Origin of the sequence: Microbacterium sp. CFBP9023, from assembly GCF_034045055.1 — a bacterium.
Classification (GTDB): Bacteria; Actinomycetota; Actinomycetes; order Actinomycetales; family Microbacteriaceae; genus Microbacterium.
In genome coordinates, this window is sequence record NZ_JAXCWI010000002.1 from 644953 (window position 1) to 668996 (window position 24044).

The 24044-nt window shown below is 70.2% G+C and carries 25 protein-coding genes; 12 read left to right on the forward strand and 13 right to left on the reverse strand.

What is annotated here, in order from left to right:
- Window positions 1–4 precede the first annotated feature (4 nt).
- From SOM10_RS13695 to SOM10_RS13705, 3 genes are read right to left on the reverse strand one after another with little or no spacing between them, the layout of a single operon-like run.
- Window positions 5–1309, reverse strand: coding sequence for a glycosyltransferase family 2 protein (locus SOM10_RS13695; protein ID WP_320490525.1), 1305 nt, complete (start codon window positions 1307–1309; stop codon window positions 5–7).
- Window positions 1303–2277, reverse strand: coding sequence for a hypothetical protein (locus tag SOM10_RS13700; RefSeq protein ID WP_320490527.1), 975 nt, complete (start codon window positions 2275–2277; stop codon window positions 1303–1305). The genes SOM10_RS13695 and SOM10_RS13700 overlap by 7 nt, the downstream gene beginning before the upstream one ends.
- The gene (locus SOM10_RS13705) at window positions 2274–3203 is read right to left on the reverse strand and encodes a WcbI family polysaccharide biosynthesis putative acetyltransferase (RefSeq protein WP_320490528.1); all 930 of its coding nucleotides are present in this window, start codon (window positions 3201–3203) and stop codon (window positions 2274–2276) included. Before SOM10_RS13705 ends, SOM10_RS13700 begins: the two co-directional genes overlap by 4 nt.
- Before the next feature lie 85 nt (window positions 3204–3288).
- Between SOM10_RS13705 and SOM10_RS13710 the strand changes: the two genes are divergently transcribed.
- Genes SOM10_RS13710 through SOM10_RS13730 form a run of 5 tightly spaced genes read left to right on the forward strand, consistent with a single transcriptional unit; the run spans window position 3289 to window position 7951 of the window.
- A complete protein-coding gene (locus tag SOM10_RS13710; protein WP_320490529.1) occupies window positions 3289–4389 on the forward strand; it encodes a glycosyltransferase in 1101 nt (366 codons plus the stop codon).
- Window positions 4386–5525 (forward strand): glycosyltransferase, encoded by a 1140-nt coding sequence (locus tag SOM10_RS13715; protein WP_320490530.1) that lies wholly within the window; start codon window positions 4386–4388, stop codon window positions 5523–5525. Before SOM10_RS13710 ends, SOM10_RS13715 begins: the two co-directional genes overlap by 4 nt.
- Entirely contained in the window at window positions 5522–6532 is a 1011-nt protein-coding gene (locus SOM10_RS13720) for a glycosyltransferase (protein WP_320490531.1), read from the forward strand. Before SOM10_RS13715 ends, SOM10_RS13720 begins: the two co-directional genes overlap by 4 nt.
- A complete protein-coding gene (locus tag SOM10_RS13725; RefSeq protein WP_320490533.1) occupies window positions 6529–7371 on the forward strand; it encodes a galactosyltransferase-related protein in 843 nt (280 codons plus the stop codon). Before SOM10_RS13720 ends, SOM10_RS13725 begins: the two co-directional genes overlap by 4 nt.
- Window positions 7372–7423: 52 nt before the next feature.
- Window positions 7424–7951, forward strand: a complete 528-nt coding sequence (locus SOM10_RS13730; protein ID WP_233277240.1) for a hypothetical protein — start codon at window positions 7424–7426, stop codon at window positions 7949–7951.
- Window positions 7952–7958: 7 nt separating this feature from the next.
- On the opposite strand, the gene SOM10_RS13735 is transcribed toward SOM10_RS13730, so the two are convergent.
- Window positions 7959–8561 carry a helix-turn-helix domain-containing protein gene (locus SOM10_RS13735; protein ID WP_320490535.1) on the reverse strand — a complete coding sequence of 201 codons (603 nt, stop codon included), beginning with the start codon at window positions 8559–8561 and terminating at the stop codon, window positions 7959–7961.
- Window positions 8562–8715: 154 nt separating this feature from the next.
- Between SOM10_RS13735 and SOM10_RS13740 the strand changes: the two genes are divergently transcribed.
- Complete coding sequence (locus tag SOM10_RS13740) at window positions 8716–9432, forward strand: SDR family oxidoreductase (protein ID WP_320490536.1); 717 nt, start codon at window positions 8716–8718, stop codon at window positions 9430–9432.
- An 80-nt stretch (window positions 9433–9512) separates the two neighbouring features.
- Here the strand turns inward: SOM10_RS13740 and SOM10_RS13745 are convergent, their stop codons facing one another.
- The 3 genes from SOM10_RS13745 to SOM10_RS13755 form a co-directional block, all read right to left on the reverse strand.
- Window positions 9513–10508 carry an NADP-dependent oxidoreductase gene (locus tag SOM10_RS13745; RefSeq protein WP_320490537.1) on the reverse strand — a complete coding sequence of 332 codons (996 nt, stop codon included), beginning with the start codon at window positions 10506–10508 and terminating at the stop codon, window positions 9513–9515.
- Between the two features lie 84 nt (window positions 10509–10592).
- Window positions 10593–11213, reverse strand: coding sequence for a cyclodeaminase/cyclohydrolase family protein (locus SOM10_RS13750; protein ID WP_320490538.1), 621 nt, complete (start codon window positions 11211–11213; stop codon window positions 10593–10595).
- Between the two features lie 17 nt (window positions 11214–11230).
- Window positions 11231–11623 carry a hypothetical protein gene (locus tag SOM10_RS13755; RefSeq protein ID WP_053097656.1) on the reverse strand — a complete coding sequence of 131 codons (393 nt, stop codon included), beginning with the start codon at window positions 11621–11623 and terminating at the stop codon, window positions 11231–11233.
- Between the two features lie 109 nt (window positions 11624–11732).
- Between SOM10_RS13755 and SOM10_RS13760 the strand changes: the two genes are divergently transcribed.
- Genes SOM10_RS13760 through SOM10_RS13770 form a run of 3 tightly spaced genes read left to right on the forward strand, consistent with a single transcriptional unit; the run spans window position 11733 to window position 13576 of the window.
- Window positions 11733–12002, forward strand: a complete 270-nt coding sequence (locus SOM10_RS13760; RefSeq protein WP_056279522.1) for a hypothetical protein — start codon at window positions 11733–11735, stop codon at window positions 12000–12002.
- Between the two features lies 1 nt (window position 12003).
- Window positions 12004–12732 (forward strand): histidine phosphatase family protein, encoded by a 729-nt coding sequence (locus SOM10_RS13765; RefSeq protein WP_320490540.1) that lies wholly within the window; start codon window positions 12004–12006, stop codon window positions 12730–12732.
- A complete protein-coding gene (locus tag SOM10_RS13770; protein ID WP_320490542.1) occupies window positions 12716–13576 on the forward strand; it encodes an ADP/ATP-dependent (S)-NAD(P)H-hydrate dehydratase in 861 nt (286 codons plus the stop codon). The genes SOM10_RS13765 and SOM10_RS13770 overlap by 17 nt, the downstream gene beginning before the upstream one ends.
- 3 nt (window positions 13577–13579) lie before the next feature.
- On the opposite strand, the gene SOM10_RS13775 is transcribed toward SOM10_RS13770, so the two are convergent.
- The 6 genes from SOM10_RS13775 to SOM10_RS13800 form a co-directional block, all read right to left on the reverse strand.
- The gene (locus tag SOM10_RS13775; protein ID WP_320490544.1) at window positions 13580–15244 is read right to left on the reverse strand and encodes an alpha-amylase family protein; all 1665 of its coding nucleotides are present in this window, start codon (window positions 15242–15244) and stop codon (window positions 13580–13582) included.
- A complete protein-coding gene (locus SOM10_RS13780) occupies window positions 15241–16206 on the reverse strand; it encodes a TIGR03885 family FMN-dependent LLM class oxidoreductase (protein ID WP_320490546.1) in 966 nt (321 codons plus the stop codon). Before SOM10_RS13780 ends, SOM10_RS13775 begins: the two co-directional genes overlap by 4 nt.
- Window positions 16207–16299: 93 nt before the next feature.
- On the reverse strand, window positions 16300–16986 hold the full coding sequence (locus SOM10_RS13785; protein ID WP_320490549.1) for a response regulator transcription factor: 687 nt from the start codon (window positions 16984–16986) through the stop codon (window positions 16300–16302).
- On the reverse strand, window positions 16983–18173 hold the full coding sequence (locus SOM10_RS13790; RefSeq protein WP_320490550.1) for a sensor histidine kinase: 1191 nt from the start codon (window positions 18171–18173) through the stop codon (window positions 16983–16985). Before SOM10_RS13790 ends, SOM10_RS13785 begins: the two co-directional genes overlap by 4 nt.
- Complete coding sequence (locus SOM10_RS13795; protein ID WP_320490552.1) at window positions 18170–19012, reverse strand: hypothetical protein; 843 nt, start codon at window positions 19010–19012, stop codon at window positions 18170–18172. The genes SOM10_RS13790 and SOM10_RS13795 overlap by 4 nt, the downstream gene beginning before the upstream one ends.
- Complete coding sequence (locus SOM10_RS13800) at window positions 19009–19941, reverse strand: ATP-binding cassette domain-containing protein (protein ID WP_053097665.1); 933 nt, start codon at window positions 19939–19941, stop codon at window positions 19009–19011. The genes SOM10_RS13795 and SOM10_RS13800 overlap by 4 nt, the downstream gene beginning before the upstream one ends.
- 257 nt (window positions 19942–20198) lie before the next feature.
- Here SOM10_RS13800 and SOM10_RS13805 point away from each other — a divergent pair, with 257 nt between their 5' ends.
- Genes SOM10_RS13805 through SOM10_RS13815 form a run of 3 tightly spaced genes read left to right on the forward strand, consistent with a single transcriptional unit; the run spans window position 20199 to window position 24012 of the window.
- Window positions 20199–21665 carry a DUF2252 domain-containing protein gene (locus SOM10_RS13805; RefSeq protein WP_320490553.1) on the forward strand — a complete coding sequence of 489 codons (1467 nt, stop codon included), beginning with the start codon at window positions 20199–20201 and terminating at the stop codon, window positions 21663–21665.
- Window positions 21662–22396, forward strand: coding sequence for an ion channel (locus tag SOM10_RS13810; RefSeq protein ID WP_320490555.1), 735 nt, complete (start codon window positions 21662–21664; stop codon window positions 22394–22396). Before SOM10_RS13805 ends, SOM10_RS13810 begins: the two co-directional genes overlap by 4 nt.
- On the forward strand, window positions 22393–24012 hold the full coding sequence (locus SOM10_RS13815; protein WP_320490557.1) for an MFS transporter: 1620 nt from the start codon (window positions 22393–22395) through the stop codon (window positions 24010–24012). Before SOM10_RS13810 ends, SOM10_RS13815 begins: the two co-directional genes overlap by 4 nt.
- The last annotated feature ends 32 nt before the right edge of the window (window positions 24013–24044 follow it).

The window sequence follows — 24044 nt, forward strand, 5'->3', positions numbered from 1 at the left end:
ACGCTCAGCGGAACCGATCGGGACCGCCCCACCCTCCGACCCATGCCTCCACGTGCGGGTTGGAGCGCAGCAGATGCACGCCTTCCGCACGGACGGTCAGGGTCTCGAATCCCTCCGCCGTGCCCCATCGCGCGGCTCGCCGCAGCGCTCGGCGCGAGTGCAGCACACCGGCGGACGAGCCGGCGGAGTCGACGAGATCGACGGTGCCGACGTCACCCGCACCGAGGCCCGCGACGAGCTCGGCGATCCCTGCCGACTCGAGGACCACGACCGGGCGGTCGAGCTCCCAGAGCACCCTGGCCTCGGGCTCGTCGCCGTCGATCACGATGCGCGGGTCGTCGATGTCGAGTCCGGACGTCGCATCGAGCATCACGCGCGACCGCGGGAACGCGGTGAGGATCGAGTCCACCGCGATGAACAGCGCCTCCCGGGTGTGCGTGCCGCGCAGCCGGACGACGAGATCCGGGACCGCCGACAGCAGTCCCCGCGGAGCCGAGCCGTCGACCGGGATCGACGAGACGAGTGTCATGGTCTGGGCGTTCGCGCGCTCGAGCCCGGAATCCGTGCGCTCGGCCCACTCGGGCCCGTCGTGCCAGGCCACGGCCGTCGGCACGTGCGCCAGCACGGCGCCGGCCTGCCACATCCGATGCGCCCACTCCCAGTCCTCCCCGCCGTAGGTCGAGAACGACTCGTCGAAGCCGCCGGTCTCCTCGAACAGGCGACGCGAGCAGGCGATCACCGCGCCGATGACAAACCGGTACGAGCGGTCGTCGGCGTCGAGCAGGTCACGGCTGCGTGCGTACTCCTCGGCGAGCCAGGCCGGCTCCGGGAGCTCCCGGCCGATCACCGCCCCGGTCACGGGAGTCTCCGCATCGATGCCCGAGAAGTCGGCGTGGCGACGCCGTCCGACCGTGACCGCCTCGGGAAGCAGCGCCGGAAGACGGGTGAGCGCCCGCACGTACCCGGGTTCCGGGGCGGTGTCGGCATCCAGGAAGCAGAGCACGTCCCCGGTGCTCGCTCGTGCGCCGAGATTGCGTGCAGCGGCGAGGCGGAAGCCCCGGTCGTCCTGCCGCACGAGAATGACCCCCGGCGGCACGAGGACATCCCCGGCGGAGCCGTCGTCGGCGACGACGATCTCGAGGAGCTCGTGCGGATAGTCCTGCGTCGACAGCGCCGACAGGGTGCGGGCGAGCTCCCCCGGCTGCTCGTAGTGCGCGACGATCACCGACACTTTCGGCAGCGTCTGCGGCCGGACCCCGTCGAGCGAGTCCCACCTGTTGCCGACGACCCACGGGCGCCGTGTCACCACGCCAGCCCGCCCCACCAGCGTACGTAGGCCTCCGCCGCGTCCGGCCACGACATCGGCAGCCGGGTGAGTCCGTGCCAGGTCGTCTCGGGTCGTTCGAACGCCGCCCGCACCGCGGCGGCGAGCTCTGATCCGTCGACGGTCTGCACGGTTCCCGGACGCAGCGCCGCCATCTCGTCCATGTAGCGATTGCGCACGGCGACGGGACGGCGCCCCCAGCCGATCCACGATGCGAGGGACCCCGACGCCGACACATGGCGATGGGCGATCACCGGCACCGACACCGCGCGTCCCCGCCGGGCGATCTCCTCGTCGTCGAGCCAGCCCGTCACGTCGACCTCGACCCCGAGGGCGCCCGCGCGACGGACGAACTCCTCGAGCTCCGCGGCGTGGCCGTCGGACGCCCGGCCGAGAACCGTCATCCTCGTGATGCCCGCGGACGCGGCTGCGCGGGCCGCCTCGTCGTGTCCCTTTCCCGGGTAGAAGTAGCCGAGCACTCCGATCGACTCGTCAGCCGGCGTCCGCGGCACCTCGGGCCGCAGCTCGACGGGCAGCGGGATGCTCACCGCCGGGCCCGTCCACACCCGCTCTTCGCGCAGCAGCGCACGCTCATGGTCGCTGTTCACCGCCACTCCACGCGCCGCCGCCGCAACCGCCGCGTACGCGGCCCGCCGCCGTGGCAGGTTGCGCTCGCCGTCCGACGCCTGCGGCACGTCGTGCAGGGTGACGCTGATCGCGCGCCCGGCGGCGAGGTCTCCGAACGTCTGCGCCGCCTCCTCGGGAGAGCGACCCCAGAGTCGGTCGGTGAAGTGCACGTGCAACGGGGCGCGGTCGCCGTCCGCATCCAGGCCGTGCGGTTCCACGGTGCGGATCGACGGGTCCGCGACGCGGACCGCATCGGCCATCTGCCGTCCGTACATGGCGACGCCGTGCGTCCCAGGGTGGACGAGCAGCAGCGGGGTGACGCTCATCGTGCTCGCCAGACGTCGAGAAGGGGCGCGAGACGGGTCACGGCGGCGTCGACGAACTCCGGGTGCGTGGCGTACCACTCGCGGTGAGCGGCACGCACCTCGGCGTCGTCGACCGCAACGCCGTCGACGATCCAGTGCGCGCGCGGCTCGTCCGCCAGCCCCCACGCGTCGACGACCTCCGGCTCCAACGGCGCGCGCACCGAGTTCAGCAGCGGGCGCCCGGGGTCGGTCGGGCCGCCCGTATGGCCGAGCATCTCGAGCATGCGGCCACCCAACGGCATCCACACCGCATCGCCCGGATGATTGACCGTGCGCATGTGATCGGCCGTGACGGAGTCGAAGAGGTCGGAGACCGCCACGTCGGCGGTCTGCTCGCGCAGGCGCAGCGTGTCGATCGACGTCTGTCCCACGGCCCGCACCTCAGCGGGCGCGAGCGCGGCGACGACGGGGATGCCCGCGGCGGCGGCGAGAGTGCGCACGTCGTGGTAAGCCACGACGGGCGGATCTCCCTCGACGCCAGGAACCCGGAAGGCGGATTGAAACGGATGCAGTCCGGCGAAGCGCACCGGGGGCACGGTCATGACCCGGGCATCGGTCACCGCGGCGATCTGCTGCGTCCCCAGCGGCAGATCGCGATAGTCGTCACGGATCGGCTGGCTCACCACGACGTCGGCGAGGCCGGCGATCTCGTGCAGGCGCGCGGCGTCGGCGGCGGTCATCTCGTGCACGGCGGGGACGCGCACGAATCGGTGCTCCGGCGCATCCATCACCACGCGCAGCGACTCGGCCTGGCAGTTGCCGAGGACGACGCCGAATCGTTCGGGAAGCGGGGTGAGCCCGTAGAACTCCGAGTAGTGCTTCTGACGCGCTAGCACCACGGAGCCGGTCGGCGCAACGCCCGTGCGCGGTTCGGGATCGTGGCTCATGATTCGAACGTACCCCCTTCGATCGCATCAGTCGTGCGCCCCCTTTGCTGTGCGGTCACCCCCGTCATCGCGACCCCGCACGTCGATGCTCTGCCCGCCCACGGAGAACCACATCGTCACCGAACCCGCCCTCATCCGCGTCGCCTCGATCCCGGCCACCCATCCCTACGTGCGCGCCATCGCCGACACGGAGCGAGTGAAGGTCCTCCCCGATCCGCCCGTTCCCGGCGCAGCTGCGGGCGTCTGGTGGCCTCCGGTGGCTCTCACCCCGCAGTGGCTGGTGTCGCACGCAGATGAGTTCGATGTGCTGCACGTGCACTTCGGCCTCGAATCCTTCTCGCCCGACGAGCTGCGCGAGGCGCTCGAGACCGCGCACCGGCTCGGCCGCCCGGTCGTGTACACCGTGCACGACCTCGAGAACCCGCAGCTGGTCGACCAGGCGCCGTATCGAGAGCTGCTCGATGTGATCATCCCGTCGGCCGATCACCTGGTCACGCTCACCGCGACGGCGGCGGACGAGATCGAACGACGGTGGCACCGGAGCAGCGAGGTGCTGGCGCACCCCACCCTGCTCGACGATGCGCCTGTGATCGGGCGCTCGGACGACGCGACCGTGCGGGTCGGCATCCACCTGCGCGACCTGCGTCCCAACATCGACGCGGAGCCTGCGGTCCGCACGGCTGTCGACGCGGCCGGACAGCTCGCCGAGGCGGGTCGCGCCGTCGACTTCGAGATCCTGCTGAACGAGCGCACGCGGGACGACGAGGCGGCAGCCCGCGTGGTCGCCGCCGCGGCCGACCACCCGTCGGTGCACGTGCGGCGCACCCCGCGGCTGAGCGACGCGGACATCGCCGCGTGGATCGGCGGCCTCGACCTCTTCGTCCTGCCGTACCTGCACGGAACCCACTCGGGATGGGTCGAGCTCTGCCACGACCTGGGGGTCCCCGTGGCCGGGACCGAGGTGGGGCACATCGGCTCGCAGCATCCCGACGACTTCTTCGTCATCGAGCTCGACGACGCGCGGACGCTGGCAGCGGCCGTGTCGCACGCGTCGGACGCGCCGCCCCGGCCGCCGATGGACACGCGCAGGTCCGAGAGGCTGGCCGAGCGGCAGGCGGTGCGCACCGCCCATGCGCGGCTGTACGCCGAGGCATGTGCGCGCGTCACCGAGGGGGTCCGCGCATGATCGGTCGCGAGCAGCTGCGGGTGCTGGTCGTGGCGCCCGAACGTCATCCTCTTCGCCAACCGCACGCGGGCGGGCTGGAGGCCGTGGTCTGGAACCGCGTGCGCTGGCTGCGCAGCCGCGGCCACCATGTGGAGCTGTGCGCGGCGGAGGGCTCGGACTTCCTCGACGCCGACATAGACCTGCACCTGCCGAGTCCGCGGTGGCACCGGGCGCGGGATGCGTCCGACACCGACTTCCCCGAGGGGCACCGCCGTCTCATGACCGACGCCTTCGCCCGGGTGCGGGATCGGCTCGACGCGCCGGAGACCCGCGTCGATGTCGTCGACAACCACAGCCTCCACGGCGATCCGATCCTGTGGAGCCGTGAGATCGGGGTTCCGGTCGTCACGACGCTGCACACCCCTCCCCTCGCCGACATGGTGATCGCGTCGAATGCTCTCGACGGCTCGTCGCCGCACAGGTTCCTCGCGGTCAGCCAGTACACGGCGCGCGCGTGGTCGGCCGAGGGCGTCGAGGCGTTCGTCTTCACCAACGGCGTCGACACCGCACAGTGGAGTCTGGGATCGGGCGGAGGGGACTGGGTGTGGTTCGGCCGGATCGTGCCCGAGAAGGCACCCCATCTCGCCATCGACGCCGCTCGACGCGCCGGCGCACGCCTGAAGCTCGCGGGGCGCGTCGGCGACGCCGCCTATTTCGACCGCGAGGTGCGCCCACGTCTCGGCCGGGGCATCGACTACGTCGGCGCGCTGCGACAGCCCGAGCTCGCCGCGCTCGTCGGGGCCTCATCGGTCGCCCTCGTGACACCGGTGTGGTCGGAGCCCTTCGGGCTGGTGATGGCCGAGGCGCTCATGACCGGCACGCCCGTCGCTGCGTTCGACTCGGGAGGCACCAGTGAGGTGCTCGCCGGAATCCCCGGCACCGCCGTGGTGCCGTCCGCCGACACCGAGGCGCTCGCGCGCGCCGCGACGAACCTGGTCGCGCAGTCGCGCAGCGGACTGCGCCGACGGGATGTGCGCGACGCCGCCTCCGCGCGGCATTCGCTCGACCATCGGCATCGCGAGATCGAACGGGTCCTCACGGTCGCCGCTCAGAGCGCGATGCCCGCCCACGAGTTCGTGGAGGCGGTCGGAGCATGATCGCCTGGTACGTGCACCATCACGGGTGGGGCCACCTGACGCGGATGCAGGCGATCCGCCCGCACCTCGCCGACGAGGTCACGGTGTTCTCGAGCCTGCCTGAGCCCGAGTCCCTGGCACCGCGGACGACATGGGTTCAGCTGCCCTCCGACTCCGACCCGGTCGTCGGGGCCGACGGAGTGCGCCGAGAGGCGCACGAGCTCGGCGATGTCACCGCGAACGGCAGCCTGCACTGGGCACCCCTCGGGCATCCCGGGCATCAGGCTCGCTTCTCGGTGATCGCCGACTGGGTGGCCGTCCACCCGACCGCGGCCTTCGTCGTCGACGTCAGCGTCGAGATCACGATGCTCGCCCGCCTGATGGGCGTGCCGACGATCGTCTTCGCTCAACCGGGCGAGCGCACCGACGCCCCGCACCGGCTCGGATACGACCTCGCCGACCTCATCCTGACGCCGTGGCCGCAGGGAACGATCGAGGCGACGGCGCTCGTCGGCCGCGAGCGCGTGCGAGCGGTCGGCGGCGTGTCTCGCTATGACGGCCGAGCCCGCGTCGACACCGGCGATGAGCACCCCCGTCGCGTGCTGTTCCTCGGCCGCGCTCTCGACCGTGACGGGCTCTCCGAGACCGTCGAGCTGCTCAGAGCGGACGGGTGGGACGTCGAGAGCGCCGGCGCGAACGACGTCGATCGGGTCGACGACGTCTGGCCCCTGCTGTGCCGCGCCACGGTCGTGGTGAGCGCGGCGGGCCAGAACAGCATCGCCGACCTCGCCGCCGCCGATGCCCGCGCCGTCGTGATCGCCCAGGAGAGGCCCTTCGGCGAGCAGGAGGACATGGCCCGCGTGCTCGCCGCACGGGGCTTCGCCCAGAGTCTTCCGGTCGATGCGGAGCCCTCCCAGGTCGTGGACGGCATCCGCCGAGCTGCCGAGACCGCTCCCCGCTGGCACGCGTGGCAGGTGCACGGGGCTGCCGCCCGCGCCGCGAGCGCGATCGAGGAGGTGGCGCGATGAGCGTCCGCGTCGCCGTCATCACGCCGGCTTCGATCAACCGTCTCGACCATCTGCAGCGTCAGCGGCGGTTCCTCGACGACGTGAGCACTCCCGGCGTCGAGATCGTCCGCATCGAGGCGTGGCTGGATGCGGAGGCCCCGCCCGTGCAGCCCCCGGCCCTGTTCGTGCATGTGCCGCCGGGCGACCACGGCATGCGCGTCGGCGCGGCGCGGAACGCGGCGGCCTCGCTCGCGCTCGCTCGGGACGTCGACCTGCTGGTGTTCCTCGATGTCGACTGCCTGCCGGGACCGGAACTCGTCGAGCGATATATCGGTGCCGCGCGAACGCACCCGCAGGACCTCCTCTGCGGCCCGGTGACCTATCTCCACAGTGTGCAGCGCCCGTCGACACCGCACGATCTCGGCATCCTGACCCGTCCGCACCCCGCTCGCCCGCTGCCCGCGGGCGACGCCGTCGTCGCGGCGACCGATGACGAGTTCGACCTGTTCTGGTCGCTCTCGTTCGCGGTGACCCCCGAGACCTGGACGCGTCTCGGCGGATTCGACGAGGTGTACGAGGGCTACGGCGCCGAAGACACCGACCTGGGTCGACGCGCACGGGCGCGTGGCATCGGTCTGCGCTGGGTCGGCGGCGCGCATGCCTACCACCAGTGGCATCCGGCCGGCTCTCCGCCCTGGCGGCACCTCGACGACATCCTGCGCAACGGCGCTCTGTTCGCCGAGCGATGGGGCGAGTGGCCGATGCGCGGCTGGATAGACAGCTTCGTCGAGGGCGGTGCCGTGGAACCTCACGGCGACGGCTTCCGCCGCGTCGATCGCGCGAGCGCATCCCGTCGCTGAACCGCTCGACGGGAGGTTCGGATGCCGGGGAATCCGCACTACGCTCGGCAGCATGACGGCGTCTTCCCCCGATGAGCACCCGCTGCTTCGCGCGCACCGCACCCTGCGTCCGGGATTCGGCACCGAAGCGGCGGTCTACGGAACGATCCTCGTGAGCGGACTGATCGCCGTCTCGTCCGCACACGGAGAGACGTCTGCCGCGGTGCTCCTGTCGGTCGGAGTGACCGTCATCGTCTTCTGGGCGGCGCATGTCTACGCGGGTGCCGTCGCCCGGCTCGGCCGAGACGATCCCGAGCAGATGGGCGTGCGCACGGCCATCGGCCGCTCGGTGCGCCATTCACTCGGGATGCTGAGCTCGGCCGGGATCCCCGCGCTCATCCTCGTCGCCGGCACGACGCGGGTCATTCCCGACGATGCCGCGAACGACGTCGCCCTGTGGTCAGGAACCGTCATCCTGGCCTTCCTCGGCTACGTGGCCTTCCTCCGTCGGGGCAGCTCCATCCCCGTCCGCATCCTCGGGGCGCTGAGCACGGCGTTGTTCGGGGTGGCCTTCGTCGTGCTGAAGGCGTTCGTGCACTGACGTCCGGTCAGGCCGGCAGGATCACTCTGATCTGCGCGGCGACCTCGTCGACGATCTGCTCGACCGAGCGAGCGATGTTGATCGTGGCGGACATGGTCAGGAACATGACGGCCGAGACGATGCGGGCGAGCGCCGCGGCCTCGTCGGCCGAGACCCGCGTATCACGGGCGATGACGTCGGCGACCAGCTGCTCGGTCTGCCCGGTGAGGGCGAGCGCCTCACCGTGATGCGGTTCTTCGGGGTCGCCGAACACGATCTCACGCAGGTAGGTGCGGCCGTTGTCGATCTGGGTGCGGTTGCATTCGATGACCGGCCGGATCACCGCCAGCACACCCTCGAGAACACCGTCCGCGTCGGCGGCGGCGGCGCGTCCGCGCTCGAGCGCCTCGGCGTACATCGAGTTCTGCACGAGCAGCAGCAGCTCGCCCTTGGTCTTGGCGTAGAGGAAGAGCGTTCCCGTGCCGATGTCGGCGCGATCGGCGATCTCCTGCGTCGTGACGTCGTCCACCCCTCGCTCGGCGAAGAGCTCGCCGGCAGCGGTCGTGATGCGCTCGAGCTTGTCGAGCTTGTTGCGCTCACGTCGACCGAGAGGGCGGGAGTCGACAGTCATGACGTCCTTCGGAATAAATAATGATCACGCTCAGTTCTGATCATAGTCACCAGGGCGTGGGCTCGGTTCGCCCATTCTCCCACGAGCGCCTCATCGATCCACGGTGAAGCCGTGACGGCATCCGTTCGATCCCTCCCACAGAAAGCCCACCCTCATGCCTTCTCTCTCTGGAGCAGTAGTCCTCGTCACCGGCGCGAACGGAGGGATCGGCACGCACTTCGTCCGCGAGGCCCTCGCGCGCGGCGCCTCGAAGGTCTACGCCTCCGCGCGCACGCCCCGCGAGTGGGACGACGAGCGCATCGTGCCGCTCGCCCTCGACGTCACCGATCCGGCATCGATCGCCGCAGCCGTCGCTGCCGCGCCCGACGTCACGGTGCTCATCAACAACGCCGGCGCCTCGCCCTCGAGCCCCGGCATCCTCTCGCACAGCGACGAGGAGATCCGCGCGAACGTCGAGACCAACTTCCTCGGCCCGTTGTTCCTCGCTCGCGCCTTCGCGCCGATGCTCTCGGCCCAGCCGCAGTCGGCGCTCATCGACATCCACTCGGCCTTGAGCTGGTACGCCGTCGCCGGCATCTACAGCGCGACCAAGGCGGCGCTGTGGTCGGCGACGAACTCGCTGCGCCTCGAGCTCGCCCCGGCCGGAGTGCACGTCGTCGGGGTGCACGTCGGATACGTCGACACGGCCATGGCGGCGAACGTCACCGACCCGAAGCTCGACCCGGCCGTGCTCGTGACCAAGGTGCTGGATGCCACGGAGGCGGGCGAGTACGAGGTGCTCGCCGACGACACCTCGGTGCAGGTCAGGGCCGCCCTGAGCGCCCCGCTCGAGGCGCTCTACCCGCAGCTGGCGCGCACCTCGGAGCAGTAGCCCACACGGCGAAGGCCCCGGGAGCGATCGGATCGCTCCCGGGGCCTTCGTGCGTCCGGATGCTCTGCAGCGATCAGGACTCAGGCTCCCCTGATCACGACCTTGCCGCGGATTCCGCCCCGGGTCAGCGACGCGATGCCGTCGGCGGCCTCCTCGAACGGGAGCACGCGACCGACGATCGGGCGGATGGCTCCCGCGTCGACGAGTTCTGCGATCTGGCGCAGCTGTTCGCCGCTCGCCCGCATGAAGAGGAACGTGTAGGCGACGCCCAGGCGCTTCGCCTGGGCCCGGACCTTGCGGCTGAGCACGGCCATGGCCAGTCGGAGCAGTGGATTGAGGCCGGCTGCGCGGGCGAACTCGGGTGTGGGCGGACCCGAGATCCCGACCGCCCTGCCTCCCGGCCGCAGGATGCGCAGCGACTTCTCGAGGTTCTCGCCGCCGAGGCTGTCGAGCACGACGTCGTATCCACTGAGGACCTCCTCGAAGTCCTCAGACCGGTAGTCGACGACATGGTCGGCGCCGAGCATCCTCACGAAGTCGGCGTTCGCGCCGCTCGCGGTCGTCGCCACCTCCGCGCCCAGGTGCTTCGCGAGCTGGATCGCGATCGATCCGACTCCGCCGGCTCCCGCATGGATCAGCACCTTCTGGCCAGGCCGCACCTCGCCGATCTCGACCAGGGCCTGCCAGGCCGTCAGCGCGACGAGCGGCAGCGACCCCGCCTCGTCCATCGTGATCGACGCGGGCTTCAGCGCCACGTCGCTCTCGTCGATCGCGATCCGCTCGGCGAAGGTCCCGATGCGACGATCGCGTGGACGCGCGTAGACCTCGTCGCCTATCGCGAAACGGCTCACGCCGGCGCCGACGCGGATGACCGTGCCCGCGACGTCGTGCCCGAGGACGATCGGCAGACGGTACGGCAGGATCGCTCTGAACTCGCCGGCGCGGATCTTCTCATCCAGCTGGTTGACACCCGCCGCCTGCACGCGGACGAGCACGTCGCGCTCGCCCACGGAGGGCTCGGGCACGTCGGCCGCGTGCACGGCGGTGTCGTACTTCGAGAGGACGAAAGCTCTCATGGGTGATCTCCGGAATCCGTCGCAGAATAACGACTGAACTCTATTATGAGCGCACTCAGTTTTATTGTCAACGGCGAGATGCTCTCAGTCGAGTCGAGAGGACAGCTCCTCGATGATCTGTGCGACCTCGCGTCGCGCATCCGCCAGGCGTTCGATCTCCGCGTCGAGGCCGGCGAGCGCGGTGTCGGACGATCCGTGACGGCGTGCGATCTGCAGGTTCGCCCGGATGTTCAGCGACGCCCCCGACAATCCGGCGCCCAGGGCCTCTGCGGCGACGGCGAGATCAACGGCGATGTGAGGGTTGCCCGCCTCGACGAGCACCCGCACGTCGCGCAGCATCCGCACGCCGATGCCACCGACCTGGGCCGCGGACTCGGCCGCCTCGACGGCCGCCTCGCGGACGCGCTCGTCGCGGGACGGGTCGTCGCTGGGCAGTGCGAGGGCAGCCCCGAAGCGTGCCGAGACGACGCCGTCCGCCTCGACCGCCCGCAGCGCCTCGACGCGTCGCCCGGTGAGCGGATCGAGGCGCTCCGATGCTCGAGGGTCGTCATCGGAATACCCGCCCACCATGCTCATCAGCGAGGCGGCGATCGCGAGCATCACTCCCGACGCGGCGCCTCCCCCGGGAGAACCGGTCGGACGACTCAGCGCGTCGAACCAGTCGTCCATCGGGGTGGATGCGGGGATGTCGGCGGAGTCCTGCATGACCGTCACCCTACGAGCTACGACCAGAGCAGCGGGAGCAGCGACACCACGAGACCCACGAACCCGACGCCGGCGAACACGATCCCGAGGGTGAGGACGACGCGGCGTGCGTGCGGCGGCTCCCCCACCCGCGCGTGGGAGGGGTTGTTCGCGCTGACCACTCCGTCGGCCCAGCCGGCCTCCGCGGTCGCCGATTCCTGCCGGCTCAGCGGTCGCTCATGGAAGTCTCCCCCGGCGAACCAGCGGGCGAGCAACGCCCCGTCGCGCTCGATGACGGCGATCTCTGCGGGCAGCCACGGCCCCTCGATCGTCCGGATGAGGACGCCGATCAGCAGCATCGGCAGACCGAGTCCGAGGCCGACCCACGACAGCACCTCGCCGACGAGCGCGAGGGTGTCGAGCATCTGCATGATCTCATCGTAGAGAGTTCGGTTAACCCTCGTCGGCCTCTGACGCAAGGCCCTCGGCACACTCGCTTCGATCGCATAGCGTCGGCCACACGAGAGGGAGGAGCGCACAATGAGCACGAACATCGAGATCGACGGCCGGAATTTCGTGCTGCGTGACGATCGCCCTCTGAGGCAGGTGATGGACGAGATCGAGGCCGCCGCATCCGCAGCGCCGACCTTCATCACCCTGTCGGGCGACGACCGCAGCATCAGCGTGCTCATCCGCCCCACGACACGCGTGGTGATCTCGGTCGAGAAGGCCGCGCACGTCGATACGACCGGACACATCGAGCCGGACCACGCCTCCTGGGACCTCCCGTTCGAAGACTGGGAGATGTGACGTGCAGGAGCTGTGGCTCGTCAGGCACGGAGAGAGTGTCGGCAACGTCGCCGCGACAGCCGCGGAGACCGCCCGCGCCGAGGTGATCGACCTCGCGACCCGAGACGCCGATGTGGCGTTGTCGACCACCGGCGCCGAGCAGGCGCGAGCGCTGGCGGCCACGTTGCACGGCGGCCCTGTCACGCCCCAGATCGCCTGGTTGTCGCCGTACGTGCGGGCCCAGCAGACGTTCGCGCTCAGCATGGAGGGCGTGGAGGGCGTCGCCGGCGTCGAGCGGGTGCTCACCGACGAACGGCTGCGCGACAGAGAGCTCGGCATCCTCGATCTGCTGACCCGGTGGGGCGTCGCCGCCCGGCATCCCGAAGAGGCCGACCGTCGGGCGCGGCTGGGCAAGTACTACCACCGGCCGCCCGGAGGAGAGTCCTGGGCCGATGTGTCCCTGCGCCTGCGGTCGTTCCTGCGAGACGCACTGGCCGACGACGCCCGCGTCGGTCTCGTCGTCGCGCATGACGCGGTCGTGATGCTGCTGGTCGCACTGCTGACCGGGATGGACGAGACGCGCCTCATGCAGTTCGCCTCGACGAACCCGGTGCTCAACGCCTCGGTGACGCGGCTGCGCCTGGACGGCCGGCAGTGGCAGCTCGAGGACTTCTCCGACGTGCGCCACCTCGCGCAGCTGGGCGCCGACATCACCGTGCACCCGGGAAGCCCCGATGTCGGCCCGGGATGAGCCGACGCGGGTGACGCCGCAGCTGCTGCAGGAGTGGGGTCTGCCCGACCCCGGCGACTCGAAGAAGTCCCGCGGCACGGCGGTGATCATCGGCGGCTCGTCTCTCTCGGCCGGCGCGGTCGTGCTGGGCGGGGAGGCCATGCTGCGCGTCGGAGCGGGCAAGGTCGCGGTCACGACCGACGCCTCGGTCGCGGATGTCGTGAGGATCGCGTTCCCCGAGGCCGGGGTCTACGAATCGCCCGGTCCGGGCGAACCGATGACCGACGACCTGCGCAGCGCCTGCGAAGGAGCGGATGCGGTGCTGGTCGGGCCCGGGCTGGACGACCCCGAGGATGCCCTCGGGTGGCTGCGGCGGCTGGCGGGCCACGACATCTCCTGCCTCGTGGTCGACGCCTTCGCCGTCGGTGCACTGCGCGACGTGCCGCGCTCGGATCTTCCGGCGTCCCTGATCGTCAACGCCAACCTCGACGAGGCCGAGCTCCTGCTGGGCCGCCCCGTCGACGACCTCTTCTCGGAGCTGCCGGGACTCGCTCAGGAGCTCGACGCCGTGATCCACTGCTACTCCGCCGTGGTCTCACCCTCGGGCGCCGCATGGCGACTCGACGACGGCGGCCCCGGCCTCGGCACGGCCGGATCGGGCGACGTCGTCGCGGGCGCCATCACCGGCTTCGCCGCCCGAGGACTCGCCCCGGAACGCGCCGCCGTCTGGGGAGCATGGGCGCACGCCCGCGCAGGAGACCGGCTCGCCGAGCGGAGGGGTCTCGGCTACCTCGCCCGCGAGCTGGTGCGCGAACTCCCCGCCGCCGTGCTCGACGCCGACGGGGCTCGAGGCGACGTCGACTGAGCCTCAGGTCACGCGTCCGTCGCCCGGTCGCGAGACCCGGAGCCAGCGGTAGCCGTACGCCGGCACCTCCAGTTCGACCTCGCCGTCCGGCCCCAGCGCGATCTGGGCGGGATCGAGCAGATCGACGAGCCTCGTGCCCTCAGGCTCGTCCTCCACCCGGAACGAAGTCGTGACCGGCACCTCGGCGAAGTTGTGGAGGGCGATCATCCTGCCCACGTCCGCGGCGAGCGAGTGCGCGAGAAGCGAGGCGGCCGGCTGGTCGATGATCTCGAGCGTTCCCCAGCCGAGTTCCGGCGAGATCCGATACGCCGAGGTGAGCGCCCGCACGAAATACAGCATCGACTCGCGGTCACCCAGCTGCGCGGCGACGTTCACGTGCTCCGGCGCGTACCCGTCGGACGGTGGCCGAGCGACGAGCCGGCTGGGCGCGGCATCCGAGAATCCCCCGTTCTTGTCGACCGACCACTGCATCGGCGTCCGCACCGCTTCGCGGCCGGGGATCTCGATGTTCTCCCCCATGCCGATCTCCTCGCCGTAGAACAGCACCGGGGTGCCGGGCAGGGTGAAGAGCAGGCTGTAGGCCATGCGGATGCGACGAGGGTCGCCCTCGAGCATCGGAGGAAGGCGGCGGGTGATGCCCCGCCCGAACACGCGCTGGCGCTCATCGGGCGCGAAGGCGTCGAACACCTCCTGACGCTCGCTGTCGCTGAGCTTGTCGAGGGTCAGCTCGTCGTGGTTGCGCAGGAAGTTCGCCCACTGCACCTCGGATCCGAGCACGGGGCGAGCCCGCAGCGCCTCGATCAGCGGAGCGGGGTCCTTGCGGGCGAACGACAGGTACAGCGACTGCATCCCGACGAAGTCGAACTGCATGGTGAGCTCGTCCTCATCCTCACCGCCGAAGTACTGCACCTGCTGGTCGTAGGGCAGGTTGACCTCGCCGAGCAGGATCGCCTCGCTCGACCGGCGCTGCAGGAAGCGGCGGATGTCGCGCAGCAGATCGTGGGGCTCGGGGATGCCGGAGCCCTCGGGGATCTCGAGCAGGAAGGGCACCGCATCGACGCGGAAGCCGGAGATGCCCAGCTGCAACCAGAAGCCGATGACCTTCGCGATCTCGTCACGCACCCGGGGGTTGGCGATGTTCAGGTCGGGCTGGTGCTCGTAGAAGCTGTGCTGGTACCACTGCCCCGACTTCTCGTCCTTGCCCCAGATGCCGTTCGCCTGCCCGGGGAAGACGGCGTTCTTCTGTCCCTTCGGAGGCGCGTCGTCGCGCCACACGTAGTAGTCGCGATACGGCGAATCCACACTCCGTTTCGCGGCGAGGAACCACGGATGCCGGTCGGAGGTGTGGTTGATGACCAGGTCGACGATCACCCGCATCCCGCGGTCCCGTGCAGTGCGGATGACCTCGACGAAGTCGCCGTGGGTGCCGAGTCGCGAGTCGATCCCGTAGAAGTCGCTGACGTCGTAGCCGTCGTCGCGGTCGGGCGTCGGATAGAACGGCATCAGCCACAGGCAGGTGACGCCGAGCTGCGAGAGGTAGTCGATGCGCTGGGAGAGGCCCTGCAGATCGCCGACGCCGTCGCCGTTCGAGTCGAGGAACGTCTCGACGTCGAGGCAGTAGATGACTGCGGTCTTCCACCAGAGGTCGCTCGTGTCGGTGATCTTCACAGTCGCTCCTTCAAGGCGGGGATGAGCTCGGATCCTGCGGCGTCGAGGTATCGGGACTGCTCGGAGCCGACGTGATGCAGGTAGACGCGGTCGAACCCGATCCGAACCAGATCCGCGATGCGGTCGGCCAGTGCGGTCGCGTCGTGGTCGATGAGGACGGCCTTGCGGAGCCCCTCCTCATCGATCCCGACCAGCGCCGCCTCGAAGTCCTCCGGCTGCTCGAGATCCCAGGTGACCGGAGGCGCGAGCAGTCCGTTCCGCCACTGCTCGCGCGCGATCGCGAACGCCGCATCGTCGCTCTCGGCCAGGCTGAGATGCACCTGCAGGATGCAGGGACCCGTGCCTCCTGCACCCCGGTAGGCATCGACGACGCGCTGCAGTGCGGCCGGTTCCTGCGCGACCGTCGCGAGGCCCTGCGCCCACGACGCCGCCCACTCCGCCGTCTCGGCGCTCACAGCGGTCGCGAACAGCGGCGGCGGTTCAGCCGGTCGGCTCCAGACCCGCGCGCGATGCACGCGCACCAGACCGTCGTGGTCCACCTCCTCTCCCCCGATCAGTCGGCGGATCACGTCGACGCTCTCGCGCAGTCGGTCGTTGCGGATGCTCTTGTCGGGCCATCCGTCGCCCGTCACGTGCTCGTTGACCGCTTCGCCGCTGCCCATCGCCGCCCAGAAGCGGCCGGGGAACATCTCCTCCAGCGTCGCGAACGCCTGCGCGATCATCACCGGGTGATACCGCTGACCCGGAGCATTGACCATGCCGATCGAGAAGCGGGTGCGGGCGAGCGCGGCGGCGATCCAGCTCAGGGCGAAACCCGACTCGCCCTGAGTCGTGGTCCACGGTGCGAGGTGGTCGGAGCACATCGCCCCGTCGAACCCTGCGCGCTCCGCCTCGACCACGGCCTCGAGCAGGGCGCTCGGGGGGATCTGCTCGTGCGATGCATGAAAACCGATGAACACCATGCGCCGAGTCTGGCAACGAACAGCGCGCGGCGGCAGTGGTGGACACTCCGGAACGAGTCTGGCAAGATGCGACGCCCGGATCGGCCCGCGGTCTCAGCTGCCCGGGCTCACGATTCCGAGCTCGTAGGCCAGGATCACCGCCTGGACGCGACTGGGTAGATCGAGCTTCACCAGGATGCGGCCGAAATGCGCCTTGACCGTCGACTCGCTCAGATGCAGCGTCTGCGCGATCTCGCTGTTGGTGAGGCCGCGCGCGACCTGCAGGAAGACGTCACGTTCCCGCTCGGTCAGCGCCGAGAGCGCGCCCTCACGGGCCCCGGGGTTCGGCGGCGCGAGGTGCGGCAGGGCGACCTCGATGAGCTTCGCGGTGATGCGGGGTGCGACCACCGCATCCCCGGTTGCCACCGTGCGGATCGCGGCGACGAGCTCGGCCGGTCTCGTGTTCTTGAGCAGGAACCCGGCAGCCCCGGCCTGCAGGGCTCCGAAGGCGAACTCGTCGAGATCGTACGTGGTCAGCACCAGCACCCTGGTCCGCGGCAGACGCGCGGCCAGGTCCTGCGTGGCCCGGATTCCGTCGATCCCCGGCATCCGCACATCCATCAGGATGACGTCGGGGGTCAGCGCGATCGCGGCCTCGATGGCGGAGGCGCCGTCGGCCGCTTCGCCGACCACATGCACGTCGTCCTCCGCCTCGAGCACGAGACGGAGGCCGTAGCGGACGAGCTCCTGGTCGTCGGCGATCAGCACGCGGATCCGATCGGTGGGTGCGTCCGGGGTCATCCCGCTGCCTCCGTCTGAAGTCGCACGAACACGCGCCAGCCGCCGCCCGGTCGGGGCCCCGCCTCGACGTGTCCGTCATAGAACGCGGCGCGCTCGCGGATGCCGACCAGGCCGCGGCCCGGATCGGCGATCGGCACCACCGGCGCGGATCGATCCTCCACGAGGATCGACAGTCCCTCGTCGGCGACGCTGATCCTCACCAGCACGTCCTGCACCTCGCGCGCGTGCCGGAGGACGTTGGTCAGCGCCTCCTGCACGACGCGGTACACCGTGAGCCCGACCATGGCATCGGGGTCGATGGCACCGACCTGCTCGAACCTGACCGGCAGTCCTGCGCTGCGCGATTCGGCGATGAGGGCGGGGATGCGCTCCATGCTGGCCTGCACCCGCTGGCGGTCGACGGCGTCGGTCTCACCGCGGACGGAGGTGAGCAGGCGACGCATCTCGACGAGGGTGCGGCGCCCGGTCTCGGCGACACGTCCGATCGCACGACGCGATTCCTCGGGCCGCGATTCCGCGGATGCCTGCGCACCGTCGGCGACGGCGATCATCACGGCGAGGCTGTGGGCGATCACGTCATGCATCTCCCGCGAGATCCTCTCGCGCTCGAGGACGGCGGCGATGTGCGCCTCCTGGTCCCGCTCTCGGCGCATCTGCTCCGCGCGCTCCACGAGTGCCTGCAGCTCGCGACGCCGATGGCCGACATCGAGTCCGACGAGGGTGGCGATCAGTGCGACGGCGATCACGACCGCGCTGATCGCGAGCCAGTCCAGTGGCCAGGCGTCCACGTCGACCCGCGGCGCCAGCCCGAGCAGGGGCGGACCGACGCGCACCCGGATCGCGAGCACCAGTGCAGCGATCGTCCCGGCCGCCGCCGCGGCGGCGAATGCCAGCCACGCCCGCTGCGGGCGGGCGACGACGCCGCTGCGGTACAGCGCGCCGACGACCAGCACCGCTTCGGCACCGGAGCCGCCGGCGAACGACAGGGGCAGGAGCACGAGCACGACGATGAAGGCCGCCAGCGGATGCCGTCGCGACACGAGAACCGCTGCGACGCCGGCGACGAAGAGCGCCACCAGCGCCCACGCCGGAGTCGTCAGCGAGGACTCGACGGACAGATAGCCGAGCACCAGCGACACGGCCGCGTAGACCCCGAGCATCGCGAGGTCTGATCTCCGCCCACTCATACGTCTCTCGTGCGCAGAGCGAGCGCACCCGCGGCGAGCGCGACCGCTGCCCAGATCGACGCGATGAGCCAGCCAGCGCCGACGCTGATGTGTCCGGCCCACAGGTCGAGGAACGGTCCGCCCTCCGCGCCGACACGGCTCATCGCGTCGCCCGCGTTGCCCAGCTGTCCGATCCGCAGGATGCGGGAGATCAGGCCGTAGGGAAGCAGCGACGTGAGCACGGGAAGCAGCAGAGTGGCGAGGAAGACGATGATCGCGCCTGCGGTCGTCGACCGCACCAGTGCCCCGATTCCCACGCCGAACAGAGCGCAGAGTCCGAGGTACGCGGCCGAGCTGAGCAGGGCGAGCACGACTCCCGGCGCGGCGAGCGGTGCCGCGAGGCCGAACTGCGCGTAGATCGGTGTGGTGAGCGCCCACGCGCTGAACGCCGTGATCAGGGCGACAGCCGTGACAGCGGTGGATGCGACGAGCGCTTTCGCGCGCAGTATCCGCAGCCGGTCGGGCACGGCGACGAAGGTGGGCTGAATGGAGCCCGATGCGTATTCGGCCCCGATCAGCATGACTCCGAGGATACCGGCGATGATCTGCCCCAGAACGACGGTCGGCACGGTGACGTCGGCCATGGTGCGTTCGATCGACGGCACCGACGGCGCCCCCGACGATTCCAGCGTCACGCCGAGGAAGAGGCTGCCGCCGATGCCGATCAGGAAGATTCCGATCAGGGCGAGCGCGGCGGAGGGAAGACTGAACAGCTTGATCCACTCCGAGCGCAGCACGTGTCGGAACGCGGGGCGGCGAGTGCGGGCATCCGCTCGTCGGGGACTCGTCGTGATGGTCATCGTCGTGCTCCTTCTTCGGCGTGCCGCGCACCCGCGCGGTATTCGGTGTCGGTCGCGGTGAGGGCGAGGTAGGCGTCCTCGAGCGACCCCTCGATGGTGGCGATCTCATGCAGCACGATCCCCGCGTCGGCTGCCCTGCGAGCGATGTCCTCCGCGGCGAGGTTCTCGATCTCGAGCGCGCCGTCGACCTGCGACGCGACCGTCGCCTCCGGCCCCGTCAGGAGGGCCGCCAGTCGGTCCGCCTCCCGCGTCCGGACGCGCACCACAGAGCGCGTCGCACCGGCGACCACCTCGTGCAGAGGTCCGTCGGCGAGGATCGATCCTCGCCCGATCACGAGCAGATGGTCTGCCGTCTGGGTCATCTCGCTCATCAGATGCGACGACAGCAGCACCGTCTTCCCCTCCCCCGCCAGTTGCCGCAGCAGAGCCCTGATCCACAGGATGCCGTCGGGGTCGAGACCGTTCACCGGCTCGTCGAGGATGATCGTCTGCGGATCCCCCAGCAGGGCGGCGGCGATGCCCAGCCGCTGGTTCATGCCGAGCGAGAATCCCCCGACTCGCCTGTCGGCCACGGCATCCAGACCCGCGATCCCGATCACCTCCCGCACTCGGGCCGCACCGATCGCGTGCGTGGCGGCGATTGCGAGCAGATGCTTGTAGGCGGTGCGCCGTCTGTGGGCCGACCGGGCGTCGAGCAGGACGCCCACCTCGCGCAGCGGCGCGGGCAGATCGGCATAGGGGCGACCGTTCACCTCCGCCGTGCCGGCCGTCGGCCTGTCCAGACCCACGATCATTCGCATGGTCGTGGACTTGCCGGCCCCGTTCGGCCCCAGGAATCCGGTGACCGTACCCGGCTCGACCGTGAAGTCGACTCCGTTCACCGCCACCCGCTCGCCATAGTGCTTGGTCAGAGACTGAACTCGGATCATGTCGCGCCTTTCGTCATCTTCGACGCTACGAACGGCCGCACACGGGCACATCGGGCTGCGGTCCTGAACAGGGCGAGCGGGCAGTACCTGGGTCTACAGAGGGATGCCACCGGTGATCCCGCCCGAATCGGCCTCACCCGCTTCGGATGAGCCCATCGCACATTCTCTGGCCGACCGGTGCGCGCACTGCGATACTGAGCGCAGAATCTCGATGACCGTCTTCTCACGTGCCGGTTCCACCCGAGATGAGGAGCGAGATGGCGAAGACCCGTTCGTCCGACGCACCGGGAGCACCTGCAGCACCGCACCCGGTCGCACCTGATTTCGTCCTGCGGCGCAGCCGAGGAAGGGATGCCCGGATCCGCGCCCCCAGATCGGGCCAGGGGCCGTGGATCACACCGACGGATCGCGCCGATCCGATCGGGCTGCTGGAGGGCCAGGCGGCCTCACGGGTCGAAGAGCTCGTGCCTGTGCGGCACTCGCGGATGGCGGCTTCTCCGTTCGCCTTCTTCCGCGGCAGCGCGCTGCTCATGGCCGCGGATCTCTCGACGACACCCCACAGCGGTGTGATCGCACAGATCTGCGGTGACGCGCACCTGTCGAACTTCGGGCTGTTCGGCACGCCGGAGCGGCAGCTCATCTTCGACATGAACGATTTCGACGAGACGCTGCCCGGGCCGTTCGAGTGGGACATCAAACGACTGGCGACGAGCTTCGCCGTGGCCGGACGCCAACGGCGCTTCACTGCCGCGCAGATCCACGACTGCGTCGAAGCCGCGGTGCGCGGATATCGGATCGCCATGAGCCGCGCTGCCGACGCGTCGGTCCTCGACGCCTGGTACGACCGATTCGACGCGGACCGCGCGCAGCGGCGCATCCGTTCCGCGAGGCGGAAGGGGCGGTCCGACGACGAGACGGTCGATCGGCTCGACGCCGCACTCGCCAGAGCGCGGAAGCGCGATCACGCGAAGTCGTTCTCGAAGCTCGTGGACCGCGAGGACGGCCAGCTGCGGATCCGAGGGAATCCGCCCCTGATCGTGCCCGTGGACGAGCTCGCCGCAGGCTACGACGGATTCGACGACGTGAGCGCGATGCGGGAACTGCTCGAGGAGTACCGACGGACTCTGCCCGGCAGTCGCCATCCCCTCTCCGAGTACCGCTACCGGCATATGGCGCGCAAGGTGGTCGGGGTGGGCAGCGTGGGCACCCGCGCGTGGGTGATCCTCCTCAGCGGACGCGACGACGACGATCCGCTGCTCCTGCAGGCGAAAGAGGCGCAGCCGTCGGTGCTGGAGCAGTTCCTCGGTCCCAGCGAATTCGATCACGCCGGCGAACGAGTCGTTCGCGGGCAGCGACTGATGCAGGCGGCCTCGGACATCTTCCTCGGATGGCAGCGCGTCACCAGCCTCGACGGCGTCACCAGGGACTTCTACATCCGCCAGCTCCAGGACTGGAAGGGCGGGATCGATCCCGAGGCGATGACTCCCGGAGGCGCAGCGCTCTATGCACGGGTCTGCGGTGAGACCCTCGCCCGTGCCCACGCCCGCAGTGGCGACCGCCTCGAGATCGCCGGATATCTCGGGCGCGGCCGAGGATTCGAGAGCGCCATCATCGCGTTCGCCGACACCTACGCCGACCAGAACGAACGGGACTTCGCCTCGTTCCGCGCCGCGTTGGATTCCGGGCGACTCGCCGCCGCCGATCTCGAACGACCCTCGCCATGAGCACTCCGCTTCAGACGAGGCGCCCGGTCGCCGCGCATGCCGCGGGACGCAGAGCCCTGCGCGGCAGGCACGGCGTCCCCGGCTACGTGGCCGCCCTCGTGCTGCTGGCCCTCTCCTACTGGATCTGCGCCGTCCAGCGCACCACGAACCCGAGTCCGTCCGCCTTCCTGCTCATCCTCGCCACGGTCGCCGTCGTCTTCCACATCACCGCCGTGCGAGCCGTCATCCAGCACGTCGCGTGGATCGTGCTGGCCACCGCCGGCGTGGCGACGATCGTCGCCACGCTCGTCGGCGCGGAAGGGCGGATCCTGGACGTCATGTTCTCGGCCGCATCCATCGCCGCTCTTCTGGTCGCTCCGGCCGCGATCGTGGCTCACCAGGCGCGGCGGCGTGGATTCAATCTCGAAGCGCTGATGGCGACGATCACCGCCTACCTCCTCGTCGGCATGCTGTTCACCTTCGTCTTCAACCTCGTGTCGCTCGTGTCGAGCGCTCCGATGTTCGGCGACGGGAGCGAGGACTCGCTGTCGAATCAGCTCTTCTTCTCCTTCACGACGCTGACGACGACGGGATACGGCAACCTCGCACCGGTGACATCGGGCAGCCAGGCGGTCGCCGTCGCCGAGGCGATCACGGGCCAGCTGTTCCTCATCACCGCGGTCGCGCGCATCATGCGCGGCAGCAGTCTTCGACCGGCCACCCGGCCCGACTCTCGCCAGGAGGCGTCATGAAGAGGTGGAACGTCGTCATCGTGCTCGGCAGCGCGCAGTTCGTGATGGTGCTCGACGGCACCGTCATGAACGTGTCGATCTCGACGGTCGTGGACGACCTCGACACCACCGTGGCCGCGATGCAGGGCGCGATCACGTTCTACACGCTGACGATGGCGGCCTTCATGCTGCTCGGAGCGAAGCTCGGCGATGTGTGGGGTCGGCGGCGAGCCTTCGTGATCGGATCCTGCGTGTACGCGGTCGGCTCGCTGGTCACGGCGGTGAGCCCGAACGTGCAGACCCTGTTCCTCGGCTGGTCGGTCATCGAGGGGCTCGGCGCCGTGCTGGTGATACCCGCCATCGCCGCGCTCGTCGCCGACAACTATCAGGGACGCGAACGGGTCACCGCGTTCGCCGTCATCGGCGCGGTCTCGGGGGCCGCGGTGGCCGCCGGTCCGCTCATCGGGGGCTTCGTCACGACGTACTTCGACTGGCGCTACGTGTTCGCTGCAGAGGTGGTGATCATGGTCGGGGTGGTGCTGTGCGCCCGGATCATCACCGACGCCACCGAGCGGGTCCGCATCCGCATCGACCTCCTGAGCGTCGCGCTGTCGTCAGCGGGCCTCGTCGCCGTCGTCTTCGGGATGCTGCAGAGCAAGGTGTGGGGATGGATCGTGCCCCTGCGCATCCCCGTCATCGGGGGCGTGCCGGTCGCGCCGCTCGGCATCTCGCTCGCGGCGTGGCTCATCGTCGTCGGCGTGCTGCTCGTCGCGCTGTTCATCGCCAGGCAGCGGATGCTCGTGCGCGTCGGGCGTCAGCCCCTCGTCACCGTCGAGATGTTCCGGATCAGCTCTCTTCGCAGCGGCCTCTCGGTGCTCGGCGCGCAGTACGCCGTGACGGCGGGACTCTTCTTCATGGTGCCGGTGTACCTGCAGATGACGCTCGGGCTGGATGCCCTTCAGACCGGCATCAGGATCTTCCCGCTCTCGGTGGCCCTGGTGCTGTTCTCCATCGTCGGCACCGCCCTCACGAAGCGGATGTCCCCTCGCACCATCGTGAGGATCGGTCAGCTCCTTCTGGTCTTCAGCGCGCTGGTGCTGCTCGGATCGGCGACGAGCGACCTGCGCAGCGGCCTCTTCGCCGTCGGCATGTTCCTCTCGGGTGCGGCCCTCGGGCTGCTCGCCTCGCAGCTGGGCAACGTCAACATGTCGAGCGTGAGCGCGAAGGAGACGAGCGAGGTGGGCGGTCTGCAGGGGGTCTTCCAGAATCTGGGATCATCGCTCGGCACCGCACTCATCGGGTCGATCCTGATCGGGGCCCTGTCGACCTCGTTCGCCTCCGGAGTGGCCGCGAGCGACCTCTCCGCGACGACCCGAGCCTCGGTGGCCGCGTCGACCGAGCACGGCGTCACGATCGTTCCCGCGTCGGCCGTTCCCGCGATCGCCGAGGAGGCGGGGCTCAGCGCCGACGATGCAGAAGCACTGGCCGAGATCTACCGCGAATCGCAGCTGTCCTCGCTGCGTGTCGCGTTCTTCGGACTCATCGTCATCAGCCTCTTGGCGCTGTTCTTCTCGCGCGGCATCCCTCAGGAGATCGAGGTCCGTCGACGACGCGAAGACAGAGTCGTCGACGGATGACCGGGCGGTCCTCAGACCGAACGGTCATCGCC

Excerpts from the sequence above, each read along its gene's own strand:
- SOM10_RS13715 (WP_320490530.1), top strand. The coding sequence starts at position 4,386 with ATGATCGGTCGCGAGCAGCTGCGGGTGCTGGTCGTGGCGCCCGAACGT.
- SOM10_RS13735 (WP_320490535.1), bottom strand. The coding sequence starts at position 8,561 with ATGACTGTCGACTCCCGCCCTCTCGGTCGACGTGAGCGCAACAAGCTC.
- SOM10_RS13750 (WP_320490538.1), bottom strand. The coding sequence starts at position 11,213 with ATGCAGGACTCCGCCGACATCCCCGCATCCACCCCGATGGACGACTGG.
- SOM10_RS13790 (WP_320490550.1), bottom strand. The coding sequence starts at position 18,173 with ATGAGTGGGCGGAGATCAGACCTCGCGATGCTCGGGGTCTACGCGGCC.
- SOM10_RS13760 (WP_056279522.1), top strand. The coding sequence starts at position 11,733 with ATGAGCACGAACATCGAGATCGACGGCCGGAATTTCGTGCTGCGTGAC.
- SOM10_RS13730 (WP_233277240.1), top strand. The coding sequence starts at position 7,424 with ATGACGGCGTCTTCCCCCGATGAGCACCCGCTGCTTCGCGCGCACCGC.
- SOM10_RS13700 (WP_320490527.1), bottom strand. The coding sequence starts at position 2,277 with ATGAGCGTCACCCCGCTGCTGCTCGTCCACCCTGGGACGCACGGCGTC.
- SOM10_RS13815 (WP_320490557.1), top strand. The coding sequence starts at position 22,393 with ATGAAGAGGTGGAACGTCGTCATCGTGCTCGGCAGCGCGCAGTTCGTG.
- SOM10_RS13770 (WP_320490542.1), top strand. The coding sequence starts at position 12,716 with ATGTCGGCCCGGGATGAGCCGACGCGGGTGACGCCGCAGCTGCTGCAG.
- SOM10_RS13740 (WP_320490536.1), top strand. The coding sequence starts at position 8,716 with ATGCCTTCTCTCTCTGGAGCAGTAGTCCTCGTCACCGGCGCGAACGGA.
- SOM10_RS13705 (WP_320490528.1), bottom strand. The coding sequence starts at position 3,203 with ATGAGCCACGATCCCGAACCGCGCACGGGCGTTGCGCCGACCGGCTCC.
- SOM10_RS13720 (WP_320490531.1), top strand. The coding sequence starts at position 5,522 with ATGATCGCCTGGTACGTGCACCATCACGGGTGGGGCCACCTGACGCGG.
- SOM10_RS13810 (WP_320490555.1), top strand. The coding sequence starts at position 21,662 with ATGAGCACTCCGCTTCAGACGAGGCGCCCGGTCGCCGCGCATGCCGCG.
- SOM10_RS13800 (WP_053097665.1), bottom strand. The coding sequence starts at position 19,941 with ATGATCCGAGTTCAGTCTCTGACCAAGCACTATGGCGAGCGGGTGGCG.
- SOM10_RS13725 (WP_320490533.1), top strand. The coding sequence starts at position 6,529 with ATGAGCGTCCGCGTCGCCGTCATCACGCCGGCTTCGATCAACCGTCTC.
- SOM10_RS13745 (WP_320490537.1), bottom strand. The coding sequence starts at position 10,508 with ATGAGAGCTTTCGTCCTCTCGAAGTACGACACCGCCGTGCACGCGGCC.
- SOM10_RS13805 (WP_320490553.1), top strand. The coding sequence starts at position 20,199 with ATGGCGAAGACCCGTTCGTCCGACGCACCGGGAGCACCTGCAGCACCG.
- SOM10_RS13785 (WP_320490549.1), bottom strand. The coding sequence starts at position 16,986 with ATGACCCCGGACGCACCCACCGATCGGATCCGCGTGCTGATCGCCGAC.
- SOM10_RS13710 (WP_320490529.1), top strand. The coding sequence starts at position 3,289 with ATGCTCTGCCCGCCCACGGAGAACCACATCGTCACCGAACCCGCCCTC.
- SOM10_RS13795 (WP_320490552.1), bottom strand. The coding sequence starts at position 19,012 with ATGACCATCACGACGAGTCCCCGACGAGCGGATGCCCGCACTCGCCGC.
- SOM10_RS13780 (WP_320490546.1), bottom strand. The coding sequence starts at position 16,206 with ATGGTGTTCATCGGTTTTCATGCATCGCACGAGCAGATCCCCCCGAGC.
- SOM10_RS13755 (WP_053097656.1), bottom strand. The coding sequence starts at position 11,623 with ATGCAGATGCTCGACACCCTCGCGCTCGTCGGCGAGGTGCTGTCGTGG.